General features: G+C 47.3%; 13 protein-coding genes. 8 read left to right on the top strand and 5 right to left on the bottom strand.

Annotation, left to right across the window (positions count from 1 at the left end):
- Nucleotides 1–8 precede the first annotated feature (8 nt).
- The 4 genes from GC130_RS01355 to GC130_RS01340 all read right to left on the bottom strand — a co-directional run bounded on the left by GC130_RS01355 (nucleotide 9) and on the right by GC130_RS01340 (nucleotide 6,147).
- On the bottom strand, nucleotides 9–1,556 hold the full coding sequence (locus GC130_RS01355) for an amidohydrolase family protein (RefSeq protein ID WP_151996441.1): 1,548 nt from the start codon (nucleotides 1,554–1,556) through the stop codon (nucleotides 9–11).
- Nucleotides 1,557–1,573: 17 nt separating this feature from the next.
- Complete coding sequence (locus GC130_RS01350) at nucleotides 1,574–2,863, bottom strand: ATP-binding protein (protein WP_151996440.1); 1,290 nt, start codon at nucleotides 2,861–2,863, stop codon at nucleotides 1,574–1,576.
- Nucleotides 2,864–2,998: 135 nt separating this feature from the next.
- Entirely contained in the window at nucleotides 2,999–3,451 is a 453-nt protein-coding gene (locus GC130_RS01345) for a hypothetical protein (protein WP_151996439.1), read from the bottom strand.
- Nucleotides 3,452–3,555: 104 nt separating this feature from the next.
- Nucleotides 3,556–6,147 (bottom strand): tetratricopeptide repeat protein, encoded by a 2,592-nt coding sequence (locus GC130_RS01340; RefSeq protein WP_151996438.1) that lies wholly within the window; start codon nucleotides 6,145–6,147, stop codon nucleotides 3,556–3,558.
- Nucleotides 6,148–6,338: 191 nt separating this feature from the next.
- On the opposite strand from GC130_RS01340, the gene GC130_RS01335 reads away from it, so the two are divergent.
- The 6 genes from GC130_RS01335 (at nucleotide 6,339) to GC130_RS01310 (ending at nucleotide 13,610) form a co-directional block, all read left to right on the top strand.
- Complete coding sequence (locus GC130_RS01335; protein WP_201568630.1) at nucleotides 6,339–7,754, top strand: sugar MFS transporter; 1,416 nt, start codon at nucleotides 6,339–6,341, stop codon at nucleotides 7,752–7,754.
- Between the two features lie 91 nt (nucleotides 7,755–7,845).
- Nucleotides 7,846–9,180, top strand: coding sequence for a Gfo/Idh/MocA family protein (locus GC130_RS01330; protein WP_151996436.1), 1,335 nt, complete (start codon nucleotides 7,846–7,848; stop codon nucleotides 9,178–9,180).
- Nucleotides 9,181–9,203: 23 nt separating this feature from the next.
- Nucleotides 9,204–10,223, top strand: a complete 1,020-nt coding sequence (locus GC130_RS01325; protein ID WP_151996435.1) for a Gfo/Idh/MocA family protein — start codon at nucleotides 9,204–9,206, stop codon at nucleotides 10,221–10,223.
- A gap of 36 nt (nucleotides 10,224–10,259) precedes the next feature.
- On the top strand, nucleotides 10,260–11,732 hold the full coding sequence (locus tag GC130_RS01320; RefSeq protein ID WP_151996434.1) for a sodium:solute symporter family protein: 1,473 nt from the start codon (nucleotides 10,260–10,262) through the stop codon (nucleotides 11,730–11,732).
- Entirely contained in the window at nucleotides 11,722–12,465 is a 744-nt protein-coding gene (locus tag GC130_RS01315; RefSeq protein ID WP_151996433.1) for a 6-phosphogluconolactonase, read from the top strand. Before GC130_RS01320 ends, GC130_RS01315 begins: the two co-directional genes overlap by 11 nt.
- Nucleotides 12,465–13,610: an N-acetylglucosamine-6-phosphate deacetylase gene (locus GC130_RS01310; RefSeq protein ID WP_151996432.1), complete on the top strand. Its 1,146-nt coding sequence runs from the start codon at nucleotides 12,465–12,467 to the stop codon at nucleotides 13,608–13,610. Before GC130_RS01315 ends, GC130_RS01310 begins: the two co-directional genes overlap by 1 nt.
- A gap of 53 nt (nucleotides 13,611–13,663) precedes the next feature.
- Here the strand turns inward: GC130_RS01310 and GC130_RS01305 are convergent, their stop codons facing one another.
- Complete coding sequence (locus tag GC130_RS01305) at nucleotides 13,664–16,630, bottom strand: pitrilysin family protein (RefSeq protein WP_151996431.1); 2,967 nt, start codon at nucleotides 16,628–16,630, stop codon at nucleotides 13,664–13,666.
- A 234-nt stretch (nucleotides 16,631–16,864) separates the two neighbouring features.
- Between GC130_RS01305 and trkA the strand changes: the two genes are divergently transcribed.
- A complete protein-coding gene (gene trkA / locus GC130_RS01300; protein WP_151996430.1) occupies nucleotides 16,865–18,205 on the top strand; it encodes a Trk system potassium transporter TrkA in 1,341 nt (446 codons plus the stop codon).
- Complete coding sequence (locus GC130_RS01295; RefSeq protein ID WP_151996429.1) at nucleotides 18,202–19,662, top strand: TrkH family potassium uptake protein; 1,461 nt, start codon at nucleotides 18,202–18,204, stop codon at nucleotides 19,660–19,662. The genes trkA and GC130_RS01295 overlap by 4 nt, the downstream gene beginning before the upstream one ends.
- The last annotated feature ends 10 nt before the right edge of the window (nucleotides 19,663–19,672 follow it).

Raw genomic sequence — 19,672 nt, 5'->3', positions numbered from 1 at the left:
AAAAAGAGCTACTCTCTCCTCAATAAGCTTCCGGTTCGCTCTTCGACAAACTCGCCATTGTTTCTCGCCAACTTACCATTGACCAAAACAAAATCGACACCCTCAGTGAGGTGGTGCGGATGCTGGAAGTCGGCCTTTACCTTGACGTTAGCCGGATCGAAAATTGCCACATCAGCTTTGTAGCCTACCTTCAGTAGCCCTCGGTCTTTCAGCCCAATAATTTCAGCGGTTTGTCCGCTCATTTTATGAACGACTTGCTCCAGCGTAAAATAATCACCTTTCACAGTGTAAGTCTCAATCATTTTACCAAAGCTGCCATAGCCTCTCGGGTGTCTCATGCCGGGGCTGCCATCGGACGACACCACCACATAGTCGCTTGTCATCAAAGCCATCTGTAGTGAGTCGTCCATTACAAAATAAGCAGCACTTGCTCCTCTGGGCCCAATATCATCAATCAGTATGTCTTCAAACGGTTTGCCGAGCTCTTTTTCAAGGTCGGCCAGCGTTTTGCCTGCATAGGGAGGCGTGCCGAAGAGGGTCGCAGCCGACCCATTTCTTTGAGCAATCTTATTTCGCAGAAACTCCTCCAATTCACCCCTTCTCGCCTTTTTAACCGCATTGAAATTGGCTGGTGGAATGGCCCAGTCGGGGAACACAATACCTATGCCTGTAAAGCTGGCCATGTAGGGATAAACATCAGCACTTACCTTGTAGCCAAGCGATTCATACTTCGTAAGGATGGAAGTAATTTCCAGGGCCCTTTTTGTACCCTCGCCGTATACCGACTTGAGGTGGGACACGTGCACAGGAGCCCATTCACCCAGGCTCAGAAACTCATCTAAAGAAGCCTCCAGCTTGTCGTTGTCTTCATTGCGGATGTGAGCCATTAACACGCCCTGGTAGCTGCCCACTATTTTTGCCAGCGCCTGCAATTCCTTTTCTCCCGAGTATCTGCCTGGCACATACTCCAGCCCCATCGTCAGGCCAAAGCTGCCCAACCGTAGCTGATGATCCAGTTCAGTAGTCATCATCGCCATATCTGCCTCACTTAATTCCTCTTCAAAAGGTGTTTCTATTTCCATTCGCAACGAACCATGACCAGTGAACGGAGCAATATTAAGTGCTGGCCTGACACTGTCGACGGAAGCCTGCCATGCACCAAATTCTCCTTTTGAGTCACTTGAGCCATCCTGCCCCAGGCAAATAGTAGTAACTCCCTGCGCAAGAAAGTTGTAAAACTGAGGCGTTTTGATCGGATCACCGTGCGCATGAGCATCGATAAACCCAGGCGCAACCACCTTGCCGTTGGCATCTATCTCAAGCGTGGCAGTGCTGGTGGAATCCAGCTGACCGATGTAGGCGATTGTGTCAGCCTGAATGATGATGCTGGAGGCAAACGCTGGCTGACCCGATCCGTCTATTATCCTCCCATTTCTTATAACTATATCAAATTTTTCAATTGCCCGAAGTGTTTCCGGAAGGCTGGGCTTGGGTGCACACCCCAGCATGCAAGCGCCAATGACCACAAGATGGGCGGCAGTCGATTTCCATTTCATACGGGAAGATAATGGAATTAAAGCAACTGAGGAGACCAAGCAAGAGGGATGGAAATAATAAAGGTTGTCGACTCTTCGTCCGACGACTGTAGCGCCAGCGATCCTCCGACCCTTGCAAGAGCGCTGGATGCAAGGTAGAGCCCCAGACCTGATCCCTTTGATTCTTCGGCACCTCTGTAGAAAAGTGTGAAAATATGATCCTTCACTTCTTTCTTTACGCCTATGCCGTTATCAGTTACCCTAACCTGCAGATGAGTTTCCGTCCTGACATAATCAATTACAATTGTTGCCTTTCTTACTCTTGCAGGCGCTCTAAAATTGATGCTGTTTTCGATCAGGCTATCAAGTGCCACCCGAAAAAAATACTTATCGCAACAAACAGTGGTGTCCGGACCTTCGGTTAGCGTGAGCGCAACATTCTGGTCTGCCAGGTCAAAACTAAAGGCCTTGACAGACTCGTTGATCATGGAATGAAGACTTCGCTCTTTCGCTTCAAGCTCCCGGCCTTTAATGCTGTTGATAATTAAAAGCCTTTGCAAAGACTTATCCAGCTTGTAGGCGGTTTGACCAATCAGCCCGAAGTATTCCATCGAATCCGACACGTCGTGAACAGTTTTTCCCAATTCGGACAAGCCAATCATTCTGGCGATTGGGCCCCTCAAATCGTGAGAAGCCCGATACACAAAGTTGTTGAGTTCATTCACAGAGCTGGTCAGGTCTTCCTGCGATTTCAGCATATCGGAAATGTCGTGCACCAAAACCATGTTAGCACTAACTCCTTTATAGTCTACTGCGTGCGTAAATATCTCGACAAATATGCTGGCTCCGTTTTTCTTTAGGTGCTTCCGCCTCCCTGTCAGGCGGAAAAAGTCTCCCTGCTCAGCTGGTTTTGGCGAAACATCGCCGGGCTGCGCTTCCAATTGTATATCTTCAAGGATCATAGTCAAAAACTCGGCCCTTGAATAACCATAAATACTTACCGAAGTTTCATTCACATCCAGTATTCTATGTGTGCCGGCGTCGTACACCCACATGGGCAGTGGGTTTTGGTTAAAAAGCAATCGGTATTTCTGCTCATTCCTTAAGGCTTCTGTTTTCTCCTTTCTCAGCTCTCTGGTATTGATCTTTATGAGATAGTAAAGCAATACTGATGTAGAAGCAACAAAGAAAAGTCCTTTATAGCTCTGAATCTCAGAGAGCAAATTTATATCTCTCACCAGGTAGGATACAATTTTATCTGACAGCACGATGTACATCGTAGCGATCAGAAAATAAACCATGACTATGCGAAATGAAGTTAATTTCATCAATTGTGCCTTTATTGATCAAATGCAGTCAAAGTAAGCGCAGAAAGGCAGCACCACAATGATGTGCCTCAGCACAATTTCAGGAATAAATCATACATAGCAGGGAAACTATGGGCAGTGAGCGCTCGAATCAGGCTAAAACCTGAACAGACGAGCCGACTCTGACCAGGGGATTCGAGAAAGAATCAGTATCAATGCGATGCCGAAAAATATGGCCTGGAGCTTGAATTTCTTCTTATCAACCGAAGTTTTCTTCACTCGGATACTTCCAATTTGGGCTACAATCACGGCCACTATCATGATCGAGATATGCTCAACGGCCCAATATCTCACAGCACCCACTTTCATGGCGATCTTCATATTCTCCATTGCTGTAGTAGTGATAGGGCTATACACGAAATAAAGCAGCAACCCAATCAGCAGCTGAAGGTGAAGCGTTCCAATCAAAGAGGTCGTCAGTGTCTTGTCCTTTTTTAAGTATTCCTTGCCTCCATTCATCCCGCCAAGGGAGTTAAAGAGCACAACAGCAAAAAGAATGAGGGTGACCCAACGAAGCCAGGAATGAGCAAAAAGAAGTATTTCGTACATTATTCGAGTTATTTAGCGGAAAGGTAATTACTATTTGCCTATAGATCAAAAAAGTAGTGTGTTGCGGTGACGGCCAGGGCACGCAACACAGGCTTCCCGATCATTTAGGCCGACACTGCCTGCTCGGAGTCCACGCAGTCTGGAATTTCGACAATAAATCTGCTCCCCTTATCAAAAGCTGTTTCTACGTGCACAGTGGCAGATAGCTTCTCAGCAGCCTTCGAAACGATATAGAGCCCAAGGCCATTCCCTTTTGACTTCTCGGTCGCTTTGAAGTACATGGCAAAAATGTTCATTTTATGGTCGTCGGGAATTCCATGGCCATTGTCTTCAACTTCAATAACCAGGCTGTCTCCCTTCAAGTAAGCATTGACTTTTACATACGGTTCCGATCTGCTGGAGAAATTCAAGGCATTCTCAATGAGATTGTCCATAATGATTGAAACAAGTACAGGATACGTGGTAATGGGCCCTTCCACCTGAACATTTAGGATAACGTCAACACACAAATCCTTTATTTCCTGCGCATGTTTTTCGAGGCAATTTTCAACAAGATCCCGCACAATCACATTTTTATAGGACAACTCCATTGCACCTATGTCAGATATCGACTGCAACTTATACAGCATCTTGTCCAGGTTTTCGGCAGTCACCCTCACCATTTTGAACAATTCGATGGCTTGCTCGTCTTTGACAGTAATTTTGGCAACATCGGCCAGGCCCATCAGCGTTGTAAGTGGCCTTCTAAAGTCGTGTGATGACCTGTAGAAAAAAGTATCTAACTCGGCATAAGCTGCCCTGAGTTGACTTGTGCGATCATTCACTTTTCGCTCCAGCGTATTGTTTGCCTCCAACACCGTGAGGTTTGCCTCTTTCAGCTGGCTGTTGGCCAACGCCAGGCTCTTTTGTACATGATTCAGCTTTCGATATAAGTGTATCATTATCGCCACAAACACGGAGACGATTGCCAGAAAAAAGACAGCGACATAAATCTGTAATTTCTGGTCTCGTATTTCGGCATTTTGCAGGAGCAGCAAATCCTCGTGCATTTGCCGTTGATTTTTCAATGCCGCAATCTCGCTTTCTTTCTGTTTTAGGTTATACGTTGCCTGCAATACGGCAATCTTCGCCGAACTTTTGTCTGAGAAGATGCTGTCAGTAAGTATCTCATATTCTTTCCTGTAGGTTAAAGCCGATTTGAAGTCCCCTTTTGCTTCATGCAGCTGTGAATACAAAAGATAACTGGCTCTTAGCGACAACCTGGAGGTTGATCTGTCATCCATCATGGTCGCCTTTTCAAGAAAATTCTCAGCCTCGTCAAAACGACCCATTTTTATCAATAGCTTGGCAATTTGTTGATAGTAATTGGAGAAACTCAAAGCATTGTTTATCGGAGTGACAAGTTCGATCGCTTGTAATAGTTGCTTCAGCGCCCTTTCGTTTTCTCCCAGCTCTTCAAACACAAGTGCCTCGTTATAAAGAGTTGCCACAATCCCCCTTGCGTAATTGATTTCCCTTCGCAGCGCCAAAGCCAGCCTGAACTGCCCGATGGCTTCCGGAAACTTCTTTTGAAGAAAATAAATAAGCCCCTGCGTGTTATGAACATAGGCAACGCCGTATTTGCTGCCAATTCTTTCATTTATCTCCATCGAGCGTTCTGCAAAATCAAGCGCCAAATCCAGCTTTCGCTCTTCCTTGAACACCCATGCGATTTCGATCAGGATATTGGCTGTCTCGGCATCCAAACCAATTGACTCACTGAGGCTGAGGGCCTTAAAATAATAGTCAAGTGCAAGATCAAAATCCGTTAACTGAAAATAGATCAACCCAGCCTGATACAAAATTTGCACCTGCTGTGCTGGGTAGTTGTAAACCTTGGTGATTTCCAATGCATCCCTGATATTCTCAAGCGCCTCTGGATAATTCCCTCTGTCATAAAAAAAATCCGCTTGCCGAAGCATACACTTAATTCTGAAGTAGTTGTCGTTGAAGGATTCAGCAATGGAGCACATTTGGTCAAACGCCTGATGCGACTCGTCTAACTTGAGGAGGTTGTTTTGGGCCTCGCCATACAATGTCAGTAACTCCATATTTCTGAAGTCCTGTATGGAATCAGGAATCAACGACCTGGCGCTGTCGAGGAAAAGTAATGCCCTATTGTTGTCCCATTTTCTTAACGATATCCTGGCAAACCCAAGGTAGGCTCTGGGTAGCCAATATGAATTGGTGCTTTTCGCTTTCGCCAGCATTTTATCAAATGCAATTTCAGCTGAATCATATTTCGCCAATACTGTAAGGCACTCTCCAATCAGCGCCGAGGCGTAGAGGTCAATTTCACGGCTGCCTTCATCCTCAATTTTCTGCGATTCACTGAATTTGAAAAGCGCTGAATCGTAAACAGCCCGGCCATAAAAACCAATGCCCTGCAAAAGAACAGCATACTTTAAACCTGCCTGATAATCTATTTTTCTACTAAGACGGGCTGCACTATCTGCGTAGGAGTTTGCGATTGTGTCATTGGAGTCAAAGTAGCTATATGATATCTCATTCATCAAATCGACCCTCTTTCGATTGTCGGTTTCAATCCTTAGCTTTTCGGTCAAATCCCTTCTCAAATCGTTGGGAGCAACAATAGCCTTGACAATGAAACTTTGTACAAGTAGACCTACAACAGCAAGGTATTTAGATCGGATCAAGATGGTTCAAGGTGATGAATGGATTGTATAATTTATCCAAAAAATATCAATTTTAAAAGTAAATGAATGACAAATGCCCCGATATGATGTCTTATCATAACGTGGATTAATTTCAGCTCGCCTACATTAGATAAACTTCTGAGCAAAACAGTATATTAGCCCACTTTTGCAATACCTAACAAACTACCATAGTGGCTTCAATCTCCGTAAATTCTACTTCAGGCACATCTCAGGGAGCACCCTCCGGCGGCCAGATACAGGCTCAAATCTCGCTGTTCTCACTGTTCTTTATGTGGGGTTTCATTACCTGTCTCAATGATATCCTGATTCCCTATCTGCGGGGGGTATTCACACTCACCATCTTCCAGGCAACACTTGTGCAATTTGCCTTCTTTGGCGCCTATTTTCTCGGAGCCTTGTTTTACTTTCTGTTTTCGGTGCGATTTGGTGACCCAATCAACCGCATTGGCTATAAGAATGGGATTATCATCGGGCTTGTTGTGGCGGGTGCTGGCTGTTTCCTTTTCTACCCGGCAGCCATCTTCCTGCAATACGGCTTATTCCTCGGCGCCTTATTTTGCCTGGGACTTGGCCTCACCATGCTGCAAATTGCCGCCAACCCATATGTCGCCTTGCTTGGCAGACCAGAGTCCGCAAGTAGCCGCCTTAATCTGGCGCAAGGGTTCAACTCATTCGGAACAACCATTGCGCCGGTCATTGGAGGCTTCTTCATCTTTCAATATTTTGTAACTGATGCCTCTGCAGGTGAAGTGGCAGTGAAAATTCCTTACATCGTGTTGGCCGGTCTTTTCTGGCTCCTGGCTGTAGTCATCTTCTTTATCAAACTTCCCAAGTTTGCCAATGAGGACGTAATCGAAAAAGGAGCCAAAGTGCTTGGTTTTAGTCATCTTCGGGGAGGCATCTTTGCGATTTTTGCCTACGTGGGTGCTGAGGTAGCTATTGGTAGTCTGCTCATCAATTTTATGGGGCTTGAAAACATCACAGGACTGGAGGAAGGAGCCGCCAGTAAATTGCTTTCCTTCTATTGGGGTGGAGCTATGATCGGTCGCTTTATGGGCGCCATCATGATGAGCGACAAGTCTACCGCAGGTAAGAAGCTAGCGGGTATGTTTGCTTTGGGCGTGGCTGGCTATGCCATCGTTTCACTTATTGCTGGGGTGGATTTCATGGATTCACTGCCCTATTTAATTGGTCTGGCTCTGAACTATGTCATCTTTATGATCTTTGGTGCACATCCTAACAAAGTGCTGGCAGCCTTTTCGCTGGCGGCCATTGTGTTGCTGCTGGTTGCTGTGTTCATGAATGGAGCTATATCTATGTGGGCACTGCTTTTCATAGGACTTTTCAATTCAATTATGTGGTCCAACATTTTCACCCTGGCCATTAAAGACTTAGGCCGATACACCAGCCAGGGATCTTCTCTGCTGGTGATGGCAATACTGGGCGGAGCCCTTATTCCTCCCTTACAAGGAATACTAGCAGACACTTTTGGTATACAAATGTCCTTCCTGCTGCCCGTGGTTTGCTACATCTACCTGTTCTACTACGGATGGAAAGGCTATGAGGTAAAGCAAAAGGCCACCTAGCCTACTTTGCATGGCCAATTGCTTGATAAACGGCCATGACTTTGGATAACCTTTTCAGTATATTGTTGACATCTACTAATACTACAATGTTATGTCAGCAAATCAGAACAGAAGAGACTTCCTGAAAAAAACGACCGCCGCCAGCGTTGGCATTGGTCTGCTGGGCAGTCACGGCTACAAAGCCTTTAGTACACCCGCCAGCGACAAGCTTGTGGTTGGCATTATGGGTGTCAACTCACGGGGCTCTGCACTTGCGACGGGCTTCACCAAAACACCAGGGATAGAAGTCGCTTACATCTGCGATGTGGATGACAAAGCCCTGGCCAATGGGCTGAAGGCTGTGGCAGATGCTGGCCAGAAGAAGGCCCCCAAAGCTGTCAAAGATTTTCGTCAGGTGCTCGAAGACAAAGGTGTTGATGCGCTGGTAATCGCCGCACCCGACCATTGGCATGCGCCCGCCTCACTACTGGCACTAAATGCTGGGAAAAATGTATACGTAGAAAAGCCCGGAAGCCACAACCCCTATGAGGGCGAAATGGTCGCCTCGGCCTCCATAAAATATGGCAAGGTTGTGAAAATGGGCAACCAGCGCCGATCCTGGCCTTTTGTGGCTGAGGCTCTTGGAGAACTGAAAAACGGCATCATTGGCAATGTGTACCTGGCCAAAGGTTGGTATGCCAATACACGTGCTTCTATTGGCTACGGAAAGACGGTGCCTGTTCCTGCTGGCCTCGACTTCGACATGTGGCAGGGCCCGGCGCCACGAATGCCCTATAAAGACAACCTCATTCACTACAACTGGCACTGGTTCTGGCACTGGGGCACCGGGGAGTTGCTGAACAATGGCACCCACTTTGTCGATTTGTGCCGCCTGGGCCTTGGCGTAGAATTTCCGACCAAGGTTAGCTCGCAGGGCGGCCGGTATGCCTACAAAGACGACTGGCAAACGCCGGACACGCAAATGACGCTGTGGGACTTCGCCGGCAACAAAACCATCTCCTGGGAAGGGAGAAGCTGCAACGGCCACCGGCTCGAAGGTGCCTCCACCGGTGTTTCCTTCCATGGAGAAAATGGTACGCTGGTGATTGACGGCAACAGCTATGTGGTGTATGACAATCAGGACAAGCTCGTAAAGAAAGCAAGTGCCGAAAATACAGGCAAACCATTGGATGCCACAGGCCCCGGCTTCGACCTCGATGCAGATCATATTGCTGACTTCTACAAATCCATCAAGGAAGGAAAAACGCCGGTCTCAGATTACAAAGACTCCAGAAAAAGCGTGTTACTCTGCCACCTTGGAAATATTTCCCAAAGGGTGGGACGGTCACTGAATTGTAATCCTGATAACGGAAATGTTATCGGCGACGATGAAGCCATGGCCCTGTGGAAACGCAGCTACGAGCCGGGCTGGGAACCAAAAGTTTAACTTTCAAAAAAGACTTCCTTTTTATGACACCCTTCAATAGAAGAGCATTTTTAAAGAAATCGGCCGTGGCGGGCGTTGGTTTTGGCATTCTGGCCAATGAGGCTTCTGCTCGAAGCTTGTTCCAGGCAAAACCAGTGCGGGTCGGCATCATTGGCCTCGACACCTCCCACAGTGTGGCCTTCACCAAATTGCTCAACGACCCCGAGGTGGCTGCTGACCTGGCTGGTTACCGGGTAGTGGCAGCTTACCCCCATGGCAGCGCCGATATAGAATCGAGTGTGAGCCGCATTCCAGGATACATTGAAGATGTGAAAAAGCTGGGGGTAGAAATCACCAGCTCCATCAAAGAGCTGCTCGAAAAAACCGACGTCATTCTCCTTGAAACAAATGATGGAAGGCTCCACCTCGAGCAGGCCAGGCAAGTAATCAAGGCGAAAAAGCCTATGTTCGTTGACAAGCCAGTGGCAGCCTCGCTTAAAGATTGCATCACCATTTACAAAGAAGCGGCAGCAGCCGGAGTCCCCATCTTCTCAGCCTCCTCACTTCGCTATATGAAGGACGCCAATGAGGCCAGAGAAGGAAAGCTCGTGGGCAAGGTACAAGGTGCAGACACTTACAGCCCGGCACATTTGGAGCCTCATCATCCCGACTTTTTCTGGTATGGCATTCACGGAGTGGAATCGCTTTTTACTGTGATGGGAGCGGGCTGCAAAGAAGTAACCAGGACGCAAACGCCCGACACCGACATGGTGGTTGGTGTATGGAACGACAACCGGATTGGAACATTCAGGGGTATGCGCAAGGAGAAAACAGGTTATGGAGGTACTGTCTTCGGCGAGAATGGTATTGCCCCAGTTGGGCCCTACGATGGCTACCGGCCCCTGCTGGTGGAAGTCATCAAGTTCTTCAAAACAGGGAAAGCACCGGTTAGTCCGGACGAAACCCTGGAGATATACGCCTTTATGGAAGCTGCCGATGAGAGCAAACGACGTGGTGGCAGCAAGGTGACACTGGCGGAAGTAATGAACAAAGCGAGAGGTTGACGACAACAGAATTTTTTCACCCTAACCACTCCTACCTTGCAACTAAGTACTCCTGACTTTATCGTAATCGGCCTATTCTTCGTGCTTATGTTGGTCATTGGCCTGTGGTCGATGGCCAGGAACAAAACAGCCGAAGACTACTTTGTGGCCAGTGGCCAGCTGCCCTGGTGGCTGTCGGGCATTTCGCATCATGTTTCGGGCTACAGTGGAGCCGTATTCGTAGCATACGCCAGTCTTGCCTACACGCATGGGTTCTCTATTTATGTGTGGTGGGCATTCACAATCGGCATTACCGTCCTTCTAAGTGCCAGGCTATTTCCCGTCCTCTGGGTGCGGCTGCGAAAGCGTCTACAGATACAGTCGCCGCTGGAATACCTCACTGTTCGCTACAACCTCCTCACCCAACAAATCATGGCATGGAGTGGGGTACTGCTGAAACTTTTTGATGTGGGTGCCAAATGGACTGCCATAGCTGTGTTGCTCAACGTATTTACAGGACTTCCACTTATTTATGGCATTCTTATTTCCGGAGGTGTTTCTCTGGTATACGTGACCTTCGGCGGCCTATGGGCAGTAATTATTACAGACTTTGCTCAGTTTATTGTCCAAATTTTAGCTGGCCTCATCATGCTGGTCATGGTTGTTCGACACCTGGGCGGATGGAGTGAGATCCTCACCTTTTGGAGCGACCTGCCAGAAGGCAACAGTGAGCCTTTCAACAGTCCATATACTGTTGGCTTTGCACTGGCGTTTCTTTGTATCAATTTCCTCAGCTACAACGGCGGCACCTGGAACCTCGCCACCCGCTACATCTCGTCTCCTGATGAAACCCAGGCCAAAAGAGCGGCCTACCTCTCCGGCACCTTGTACCTGATCTGGCCTTTGATTTTGTTCCTCCCAATGTGGGCAGCACCTCTTATTTTGCCAGGACTACAGGATCCTAGCCAATCGTACGGACTGCTGACGTTAAAGCTCCTGCCCGCCGGCTTGGTAGGCCTGGTGGTGGCGTCTCTCTTTGCCAATACAATGACGATGACTTCCTCCGACATCAATACCATCTCGGCGGTGCTCACCAGAGACATACTGCCTGTGCTCTCAAAGCGGTTGAAAGAAAAGCGAGCTTCTCTGGTGGTAGCCAGAGCCACCACCTTCATCTTTACGCTGATGACGCTCGTGGTGGCCTCCCAAAACGAGCGGTTCGGTGGCGTGTTTGGGCTTATTGTCACCTGGTTTGGCGCCTTGGTTGGCCCTATTGCCGTGCCGATGCTGTTTGGCATGTTGCCTGTGTTCAGGCACTGCGGGCCAATGGCTGCGATTGGCTCGATTGCGGCGGGCTTTGTCACTTTCATTGTCACCAAGAACATTGAAATTACCAGCCTGGCACTTGCTGTGGCCTTGCCATTGATTGTATCTTTATTCGTGTTTATCGGCCTCGGGCTGCTGAACCGGAGCAAACCGGTTTCCGAAGCCGTAAGCGGTCTGCTAAAATCATTGGAGCATGAAGGTTAAAGTATGCAAAGATAGAAGGGAGATGGGGGTTGCTGCGGGGAAGGCAGTAGAACAAGAGATACTAAACCTGTTAAAAAAACAAGGCGAAGTCCGGATGATATTTGCCGCTGCTCCTTCACAAAATGAGGTGCTGAACTTTCTGAAAGAGAGTGAATTCATTCCATGGCAAAAGATAGTGGCTTTCCATATGGATGAATACATCGGGTTGCCTGCCGGATCGCAGCAGTCTTTTGGCTACTACCTGAGCAATCATTTGTTTGATCATGTCCCTTTAAAGCAAATCAACCTCCTCGACGGAAACGGCGGGGACAACGAAGTTGAAAGATACGCTCAGCTTTTGACCGAAAAGCCTATCGACATCATCTGTCTGGGCATAGGAGAAAACGGCCACATTGCCTTCAACGACCCACCTGTTGCGGATTTTAACGACCCTGAAACAGTGAAGGTGGTAGAGTTGGATGTTCCCTGTCGTCAGCAGCAGGTCAATGATGGTTGCTTTCCATCTTTCGGCGCCGTGCCTACGCATGCACTTACGCTTACTATTCCCACACTGATGGCTGGAAAGAATTTGTTTTGCGTCGTGCCCGGTAAAAACAAAAAAGCGGCCGTTGCAGCTACCCTTCATGGCCCCATTGCCACCACGTGCCCTGCTTCTATCCTGAGAAAGCACGAGGGTTGCCAGCTTTTTCTCGATCCTGATGCCTTCAGCGAAAACTACATTCCATCTGCCTGATGAAAGAAGCGTCATTTATCGAAGCAATCGACTGCCTTAATGGTCGCCACGTAACAGTGAATGCTGCCAGCGGAATATCAGCTTTATCAAAATCACGTTCCGTGTCCGACCAGGTTTTGTTTGTGGGCCCCGGCCTTGTGGACCTCCAGGTAAATGGCGTTAACGGCATCGACTTCAATGATACCTCTCTGACCGCAGACGATCTTTGGAATGCAGCTAAATACCTATTGAGTCAGGGCGTGACTACTTTCTTTCCCACGATTATCACCAACTCAGAAGAAAACATTTGCCAACTGCTGGCCACTATCAACGATGCCTGTCAGCGCAATGATTTGCTTCACCAGTGCATTGGCGGTATTCACCTCGAAGGGCCCTTTATTTCAAAAGAAGAGGGAGCCAGAGGCGCCCATGATAAAAAATATGTGCAAGCCCCGGACTGGGAGCTGTTCATGCGGTTTCAGAAAGCTGCTGGCAACCGGATCAAGATGATTACCCTTTCCCCCGAGTGGGACAACTCGGCGGCGTTTATTTCCAGCGCAGTAAAAAGTAGAGTGCTGGTGTCAATAGGTCACAGTCTGGCTTCACCCGAACAAATTCAAAAAGCAGTTGATGCCGGGGCCACCTTGTCAACGCATATCGGCAATGCGGTGCCGCTCATGCTGCCAAGGCACCCCAATATTATTTGGGAGCAACTGGCTCAGGAAGGGCTTTATGCCAGCATTATCGCAGACGGTTTCCATCTTCCCGATAGCTTCATGAAAGTTGTCATGAAGGCAAAAGGAAAAAACTGTTTCCTGGTAAGCGATGCCACCCTATTTACTGGCATGAAGCCTGGTGTTTACAACACTCATATTGGTGGCCAGGTGAAGCTCGAACCTAATGGTCGACTGAGTATGGAGGGTGGAAACGGACTGCTTGCCGGTGCCGCCATGACATTGCTTCAGAATGTGGAATGCCTGGTAACACATCAAGTGGCAAGCTTAAGCCAGGCCTGGAAAATGGCATCGGTCATTCCAGACAGTTTGATGAATACCTACAGAGAGCCCAACAAACTAGCTTGGGAAGACGCTGTCATCTTTACTTTTGAAGAAAAGATAAATGTTCAAAAGGTCTACAAGTGCGGAGCATTGGCTTTTGAAACGTAAAAAAACGGAGCTCCCGACCTGGCTGGGCGAAAGCTCCGGCAATCAATAATGCTTTACTGAATATTAATCTTCTCTACCTTGTCGTAGCCAAATAGCTCTTCCAGGGTCAACTGCTTCACTTCACCGTATTGCTGAAGACTCTTGAAGTCGATCTTGTCCTTGTCGCCCAGCACCATCATGTTATACTTCTTTCCTTTCACATATTGCTTCTGAAAGGCGACGACATCCTCCATGGTCATGGTCGGAATCTTTTCGTAAATATCCTGTCTGATATCATGATCCAGCCCCATATCTCTGGCACTCTCATAATTAAAAAGCTTGCTCCCACGAGTAATTCGTTCGCTCTCGATTTGGCTCATGATTGACTTTTTTGCAGTTGCCAAACCATTTTCTGATGCTGGAAGGTTTTCAATAATATTTAGCAAAGCTGGCACAGCTTGGTTTTGCTTGTCGGCTTGTGTGCCTATGTAAGCAAAGAAGTGATCGCTTTTGCCTTGTTCATCAGCGGTTGAATAATTGGCCCAAACGGAATAGGCCAGACCTTGTGCCTCTCTTATCTCCTGAAAAACAATAGAGCCCATGTTACCTCCGAAATACTCATTGTAGAGCTCTGTTTCCGGCATCAGCTGCACGTTAAATTCCTCGCCTTTTGTCAGGAACAGAATTTCTTCCTGCACCATGTCGTAGTCGGCCCAGAAAACTTTCGGCTTGTCTACTTCCTGCTTGGCGAATTCCTTTGGCTCCGGAAGCGGCAACATGGTTTCTGGCAAAGTATGCCTGGTGTTCAATATATTCACAAGGTTTTTCGAATCTACTGGCCCATAATACAACACCTTGTGTGTCGTCTTGGTGAAGTTTTTGGTGAGGCCAAGCAGTTCCTCCGAATTGAGGTTCATCAGTTCAGTATTGGACACCACGTTGGTAAATGGCGACTGTGCCCCGTAAAGTCCGTAGTTCATTAGCCCGCTGAAAAGTATGGCTGATTTGTTCTTTTTCTGATCTTCTCTTTCCTTTAGTATCCTGTCTTTCAGCTTGGCCAGCGCCTCCTCGTCCGGCTGGGCGTTGGCGAGCAAGTCTTCGAAGATTTCCATCGCCTTTTCCATGTTTTCAGAAAGCCCTGCAAGCATTACATAGCTTTCCTCAGCCGAAGAAAATACTGAGAAGCTGCAACCGAGTTTGAAAAGCTCCTTCTGGATTTCTTCAGCAGAATGAGTTGGCGTACCAACAAACTCAAGGTAGTCAACAGCTACTTTTATTTTCGGGTCGATATTCGTACCAAAGTTTGCCTTATAGTACAAGTCGAACAAATCGTTCTCATCATTGCGGGTATAGAGCACCTCCAGGTCATTTTTCATTGTCAGCTTTTCAATGTCTTTGTCGTAGTCCACGAACAACGGCTTCAACTTTGGCGGTTCGCTGTTGATAATTGCTTCATGAAAAGGAGACTTGGCTTCCCGGTTCAGTTCCACTTTGGTGATCTCCGGCTTTTCCACCTGCTGGGCATTCGGATCTTTGCCCGTCCGCTTGTAAACAAGCGCATAGTTGTCGCCAAAGTTGGCTTTGGCATAGGCCATCACATCTTCCTTTGTCACCTTCGACATCCTGTCGAACTCCGACACGAAATCGCCCCAGGGCATGTTGCTGGTGAAAGCCACTACCAGGTCGTTGGATCTTGCCCAATTGTACTGATACTGATTGAGCTGGTTCTTTTTCAAATCGTTTACCACAGCAGAAATCAGCCAGTCGTCGAAGTTTCCAGTTTTGATTTTCTCAAGCTCTTCCAGAAAAAGGTCACGGAGCTGATCCAGTGTTTGGCCGTCTTTGGGGCTGGCCATCAGCACCTGCATGCTATAATCATTCATGTCGTACACGAAGGTGGACGCCTCCAGTACTTTTTGTTGTTTCACAAGATCAAGGTCTACCAAACCAGCCTGGCTGTTGCTGAGAATATTGTCTATCAGCCTCACCATGATATAATCTTTGCTCGACCTCCCCGGCAACCTGAAACCCATCATGATTCTTTCCGCATCAGGACCTATCACCTCGTTGACTATAGGGGCGGCAATGGACGCTTCCTGCACGGGCGTCCATGTAGGTAGCGTTTCATTGGGCTTCCAGCTTCCAAAGTATTTGTCGATCAAGGCAATGGTGGCATCGAAATCCAAATCACCACTTAGGCAAATACCCACATTGTTGGGTACATAGTATTTATAGAAATAATTTTTGATCTCAGTAATGGACGGATTCTTAAGGTGGTCAATAGTACCAATCACTGTTTGGGTACCGTAGGGATGCTCTTTGAACAAAGCACTCAGCATCGCCTCAAATCCCTTCCAGATATCGCTGTCGAGGCTGCGGTTTTTCTCTTCATACACTGCTTCTAATTCTGTATGAAACAGGCGATTGACAATCATCTGAAACCTGTTAGATTCAATTTTCAGCCAGTTTTCCAGCTGGTTAGCTGGAATGTCGTTGATATAAACCGTGCGATCATTGGTGGTGTAAGCATTGGTGCCCTTGGCTCCGATGCCGGAAACCATCTTATCATACTCATTGGCTATCGCATATTTGGATGCTTCAATCGACACCTGATCGATAATGCGATAGTGTTTTTTGCGCTCCTCCGGATCGGAAATTTCTTTATATTGATTAAAAAGTGCCTCCACACTGTCGACCAGCACGCTTTCGGTTTTCCAGTCTTGCGTGCCGAAAGTGGCGGTACCCTTAAACATCATATGCTCCAAGTAGTGGGCCAGGCCCGTATTGTCGGCCGGGTCATTTTTACCACCAGCTTTCACTGCTATGGCTGTTTGAATGCGGGGCTCATTTTTGTAATCACTCAAATAGACTTTGAGCCCGTTGCTCAGGGTATAAATCCTGGTTTTTAAAGGATCGCCATCAACGTATTCATACGTGAAGCCGCCGCTTTCCGCCTTTTTTAATTCGTAATTTGTTTCCTTGTTTTGCGTGCAAGCCGCCAGGGCCAACAGGCAAATAATAATTCCAAGCTTGGTTTTCATGGATTTTTGTTTGGTTAATGAATGAGTATTTGAGTGTAGAGTCTTCTGAAAAAAGTAATTTTTGCTACGTGTTAAACCATGAAGATAATATTTTCCGAACTATTATTAGCCAATTAATGTCCCGTATGGATCAGTTCGCTCTGGCTCAAATGTGCCGTGTTAACAATCAAAAGGTTTTACACAGGCTATGGTTTATTTTCTATATTTGCAGTCACTTTTTGATCAGAGTATCAAATGAGAATAATAATAGCAGGGGCAGGAGACGTAGGATTTCACTTAGCAAAGCTGCTCGCCTACGAAGAACAAGACATCATTCTGATTGATCTTGACCAGGAAAAACTAAAGTATGCTGCCAACCATCTGGACGTGGCAACAATCAGGGGAAGTTCGACATCCTACAGTGTTTTACTGGATGCCAACATAAGCAAGGCAGACCTTTTGATTTCGGTTACTTCCAATGAGGAAACCAATATTGCCACATGCATTATTGGCAAAAACCTCGGTGCCAAGCGCACTGTTGCCAGGATCAGCAACATAGAGTTTCTTCTTGGCAAAGATATCCTCGACCTCAAAACAATAGGCATTGACGAAATCATTTCCCCTGAATCGTTAGCTGCAAAAGAAATTAAACGACTCCTTCGTGAGTCAGCCCTCACCGACACATTCGACTTCGACAACGGCCTCCTTTCACTGGTTGGTATTACCATCGATGACAATGGGGAACTGGCTGAGAAAACGCTCAGCGAAACCGCCTACCTCAACCCCGACAATAGCTTCACCACGGTGGCCATTTTGAGGAACAACGAGACCATCATTCCTCATGGCGAAAATTCGTTCAAGGCCAATGACCACGCCTATTTCATTGCTCAACCCGACGGCGTCGACAGAGTGATGGATCTTTCGGGCAAAAAGAGGACAGACATCAAGAATATCATGATACTTGGCGGCTCCAAAGTAGGCATCAACACGGCCAGGCGCCTTTCTAAAAAGTACAATATCAAGCTGATTGAGCAAGACAAGGAGAAGTGCTTTGAGCTCGCCGACATGCTACCAGACACGCTGATCATCAATGGCGACGGGCGTGATATCGATCTGCTGATGGAAGAAGGCATCACCGATATGGACGCCTTTATTGCCGTGACCGGGAACTCCGAAACCAATATTATTTCTTGCCTTGTGGCCAAAAACCATGGTGTGGCTAAAACAATTGCCCTGGTAGAAAACATCGACTATATCCACCTTTCACAGAATATCGGTGTGGATACGATGATCAACAAAAAATTAATCGCTGCCAACTTCATTTTCCGGTACATCAGAAAAGGAGAAGTACTCAACCTAACGAGTATTCATGGTGTGGATGCGGAAATCCTGGAGTTTGAAGTAAAGCCAGAAAGCAAGATATTGGCAGATGAATTGCGCAATCTTGACTTTCCTAAATCTGCCGTTGTGGGTGGTGTGATCAGGAGAGGAAGAGGACACACCGTGAGAGGTTCTTTCCGTTTCGAGCCCAAAGATCGGGTTGTTGTGTTGATTCGTCCCGAATGTCTTCATAAAGTAGAAAGCTTCTTTAAATGAGATTCAATGTACCGGTGATGGCGAATATCCTGAGCGTTTTGCTCATTATGAATGGGATATTGATGCTGCTCTGTATACCAATTTCTCTTCACTACAATGAGGGGGATCTCGCAGGCATCTCCCTGTCGAGCGCCATCACACTAGGCAGCGGCTTTTTAATGTGGTTTTCGACCCGGAAGATCAAAGACAAAGAACTAAAAAAACGAGATGGGTATCTCATAGTAACGCTGGGTTGGCTATTAATGTCGTTTTTTGGTTCCCTTCCCTACACCCTTAGTGGCGCCATTCCCAATTTCACCAATGCCTTTTTTGAAACGATTTCGGGCTACTCTACCACAGGCGCCTCCATTCTCACTGACATTGAGTCGGTACACAAAGGCATTCTTTTCTGGCGAAGCCTCACTCAGTGGATTGGTGGCATGGGAATTATTGTGCTGGCCGTAGCCGTTTTGCCAATATTGGGTATTGGTGGCATGCAGCTGTTCGTAGCGGAAGCTCCGGGCATTTCTCCTGACAAGCTGCAACCCCGAATTAAGGAAACTGCCAAACGTCTTTGGCTGATTTACATCGGCCTCACTGGCATTGAAACAATGCTGCTTTGGATAGGTGGCATGACCTTCTACGATGCTATCAACCACGCCCTGACAACCATGGCCACTGGTGGATTTTCTACCAAAAACGCCAGCATCGCCTACTACACTTCACCTTTTATACAGTATGTGATCATTGTGTTCATGTTTTTGGCAGGTACCAATTTCACCATGACATACTTTATTTTTAAAGGATACTTCAAAAAGGTTTTTTCCAACGAAGAGTTTAAATACTACGTGCTATTTTGCTCTTTCAATGCACTCCTGGTGGCTACGACTATTTACTTTGTAAGTGACACATCCTTTGAAAAATCCTTTCGTGACGGGCTCTTTCAAGTGGTGTCGGTGGTGACAACCACTGGCTATGTATCAGCGGACTATACCTCATGGACACCGTTTCTCACCGTGCTCTTCTTTGTGCTCATGTTCTTTGGTGCTTCGGCCGGTTCCACAGCTGGCGGAGTGAAAATTGTGCGCCATGTGATTCTTTTCAAGAACAGTGTTCTTGAGCTAAAAAGACAGATCCACCCGTCGGCAGTTATTCCGGTGCGATTCAATAAAAAGGCTATAACCAGGGACATCACCTTTAACATCCTTGCCTTTATCATGATCTATATCAGCGTGTTTGGCGTTGGGTCGGTGGTGATTGCCGCCACCGGGGTTGACTTCATGACCGCCATTGGCTCGGTGGCTACATGCCTGGGTAATATCGGCCCGGGTCTGGGCACCGTGGGGCCGGTCGACAATTTCGCTCATCTGCCCGTCGTTGCTAAGTGGATACTTTCCTTTTTAATGCTTGTAGGCAGGTTGGAATTGTTTACTGTTCTTATGTTATTTACGCCCTACTTCTGGAGAAAACACAGTTAAATCAACGTCA

This window comes from Imperialibacter sp. EC-SDR9, from assembly GCF_902498805.1.
GTDB lineage: Bacteria > Bacteroidota > Bacteroidia > Cytophagales > Cyclobacteriaceae > Imperialibacter.
The sequence above is the reverse complement of the archived record's forward strand: the minus strand, read 5'-3'. Positions and strand labels throughout refer to the sequence as shown.

Coding starts and splice junctions, on each gene's coding strand:
- GC130_RS01330 (WP_151996436.1), top strand. CDS start 7,846: ATGTCAGCAAATCAGAACAGAAGAGACTTCCTGAAAAAAACGACCGCC.
- GC130_RS01325 (WP_151996435.1), top strand. CDS start 9,204: ATGACACCCTTCAATAGAAGAGCATTTTTAAAGAAATCGGCCGTGGCG.
- trkA (WP_151996430.1), top strand. CDS start 16,865: ATGAGAATAATAATAGCAGGGGCAGGAGACGTAGGATTTCACTTAGCA.
- GC130_RS01310 (WP_151996432.1), top strand. CDS start 12,465: ATGAAAGAAGCGTCATTTATCGAAGCAATCGACTGCCTTAATGGTCGC.
- GC130_RS01315 (WP_151996433.1), top strand. CDS start 11,722: ATGAAGGTTAAAGTATGCAAAGATAGAAGGGAGATGGGGGTTGCTGCG.
- GC130_RS01295 (WP_151996429.1), top strand. CDS start 18,202: ATGAGATTCAATGTACCGGTGATGGCGAATATCCTGAGCGTTTTGCTC.
- GC130_RS01355 (WP_151996441.1), bottom strand. CDS start 1,556: ATGAAATGGAAATCGACTGCCGCCCATCTTGTGGTCATTGGCGCTTGC.
- GC130_RS01305 (WP_151996431.1), bottom strand. CDS start 16,630: ATGAAAACCAAGCTTGGAATTATTATTTGCCTGTTGGCCCTGGCGGCT.
- GC130_RS01350 (WP_151996440.1), bottom strand. CDS start 2,863: ATGAAATTAACTTCATTTCGCATAGTCATGGTTTATTTTCTGATCGCT.
- GC130_RS01345 (WP_151996439.1), bottom strand. CDS start 3,451: ATGTACGAAATACTTCTTTTTGCTCATTCCTGGCTTCGTTGGGTCACC.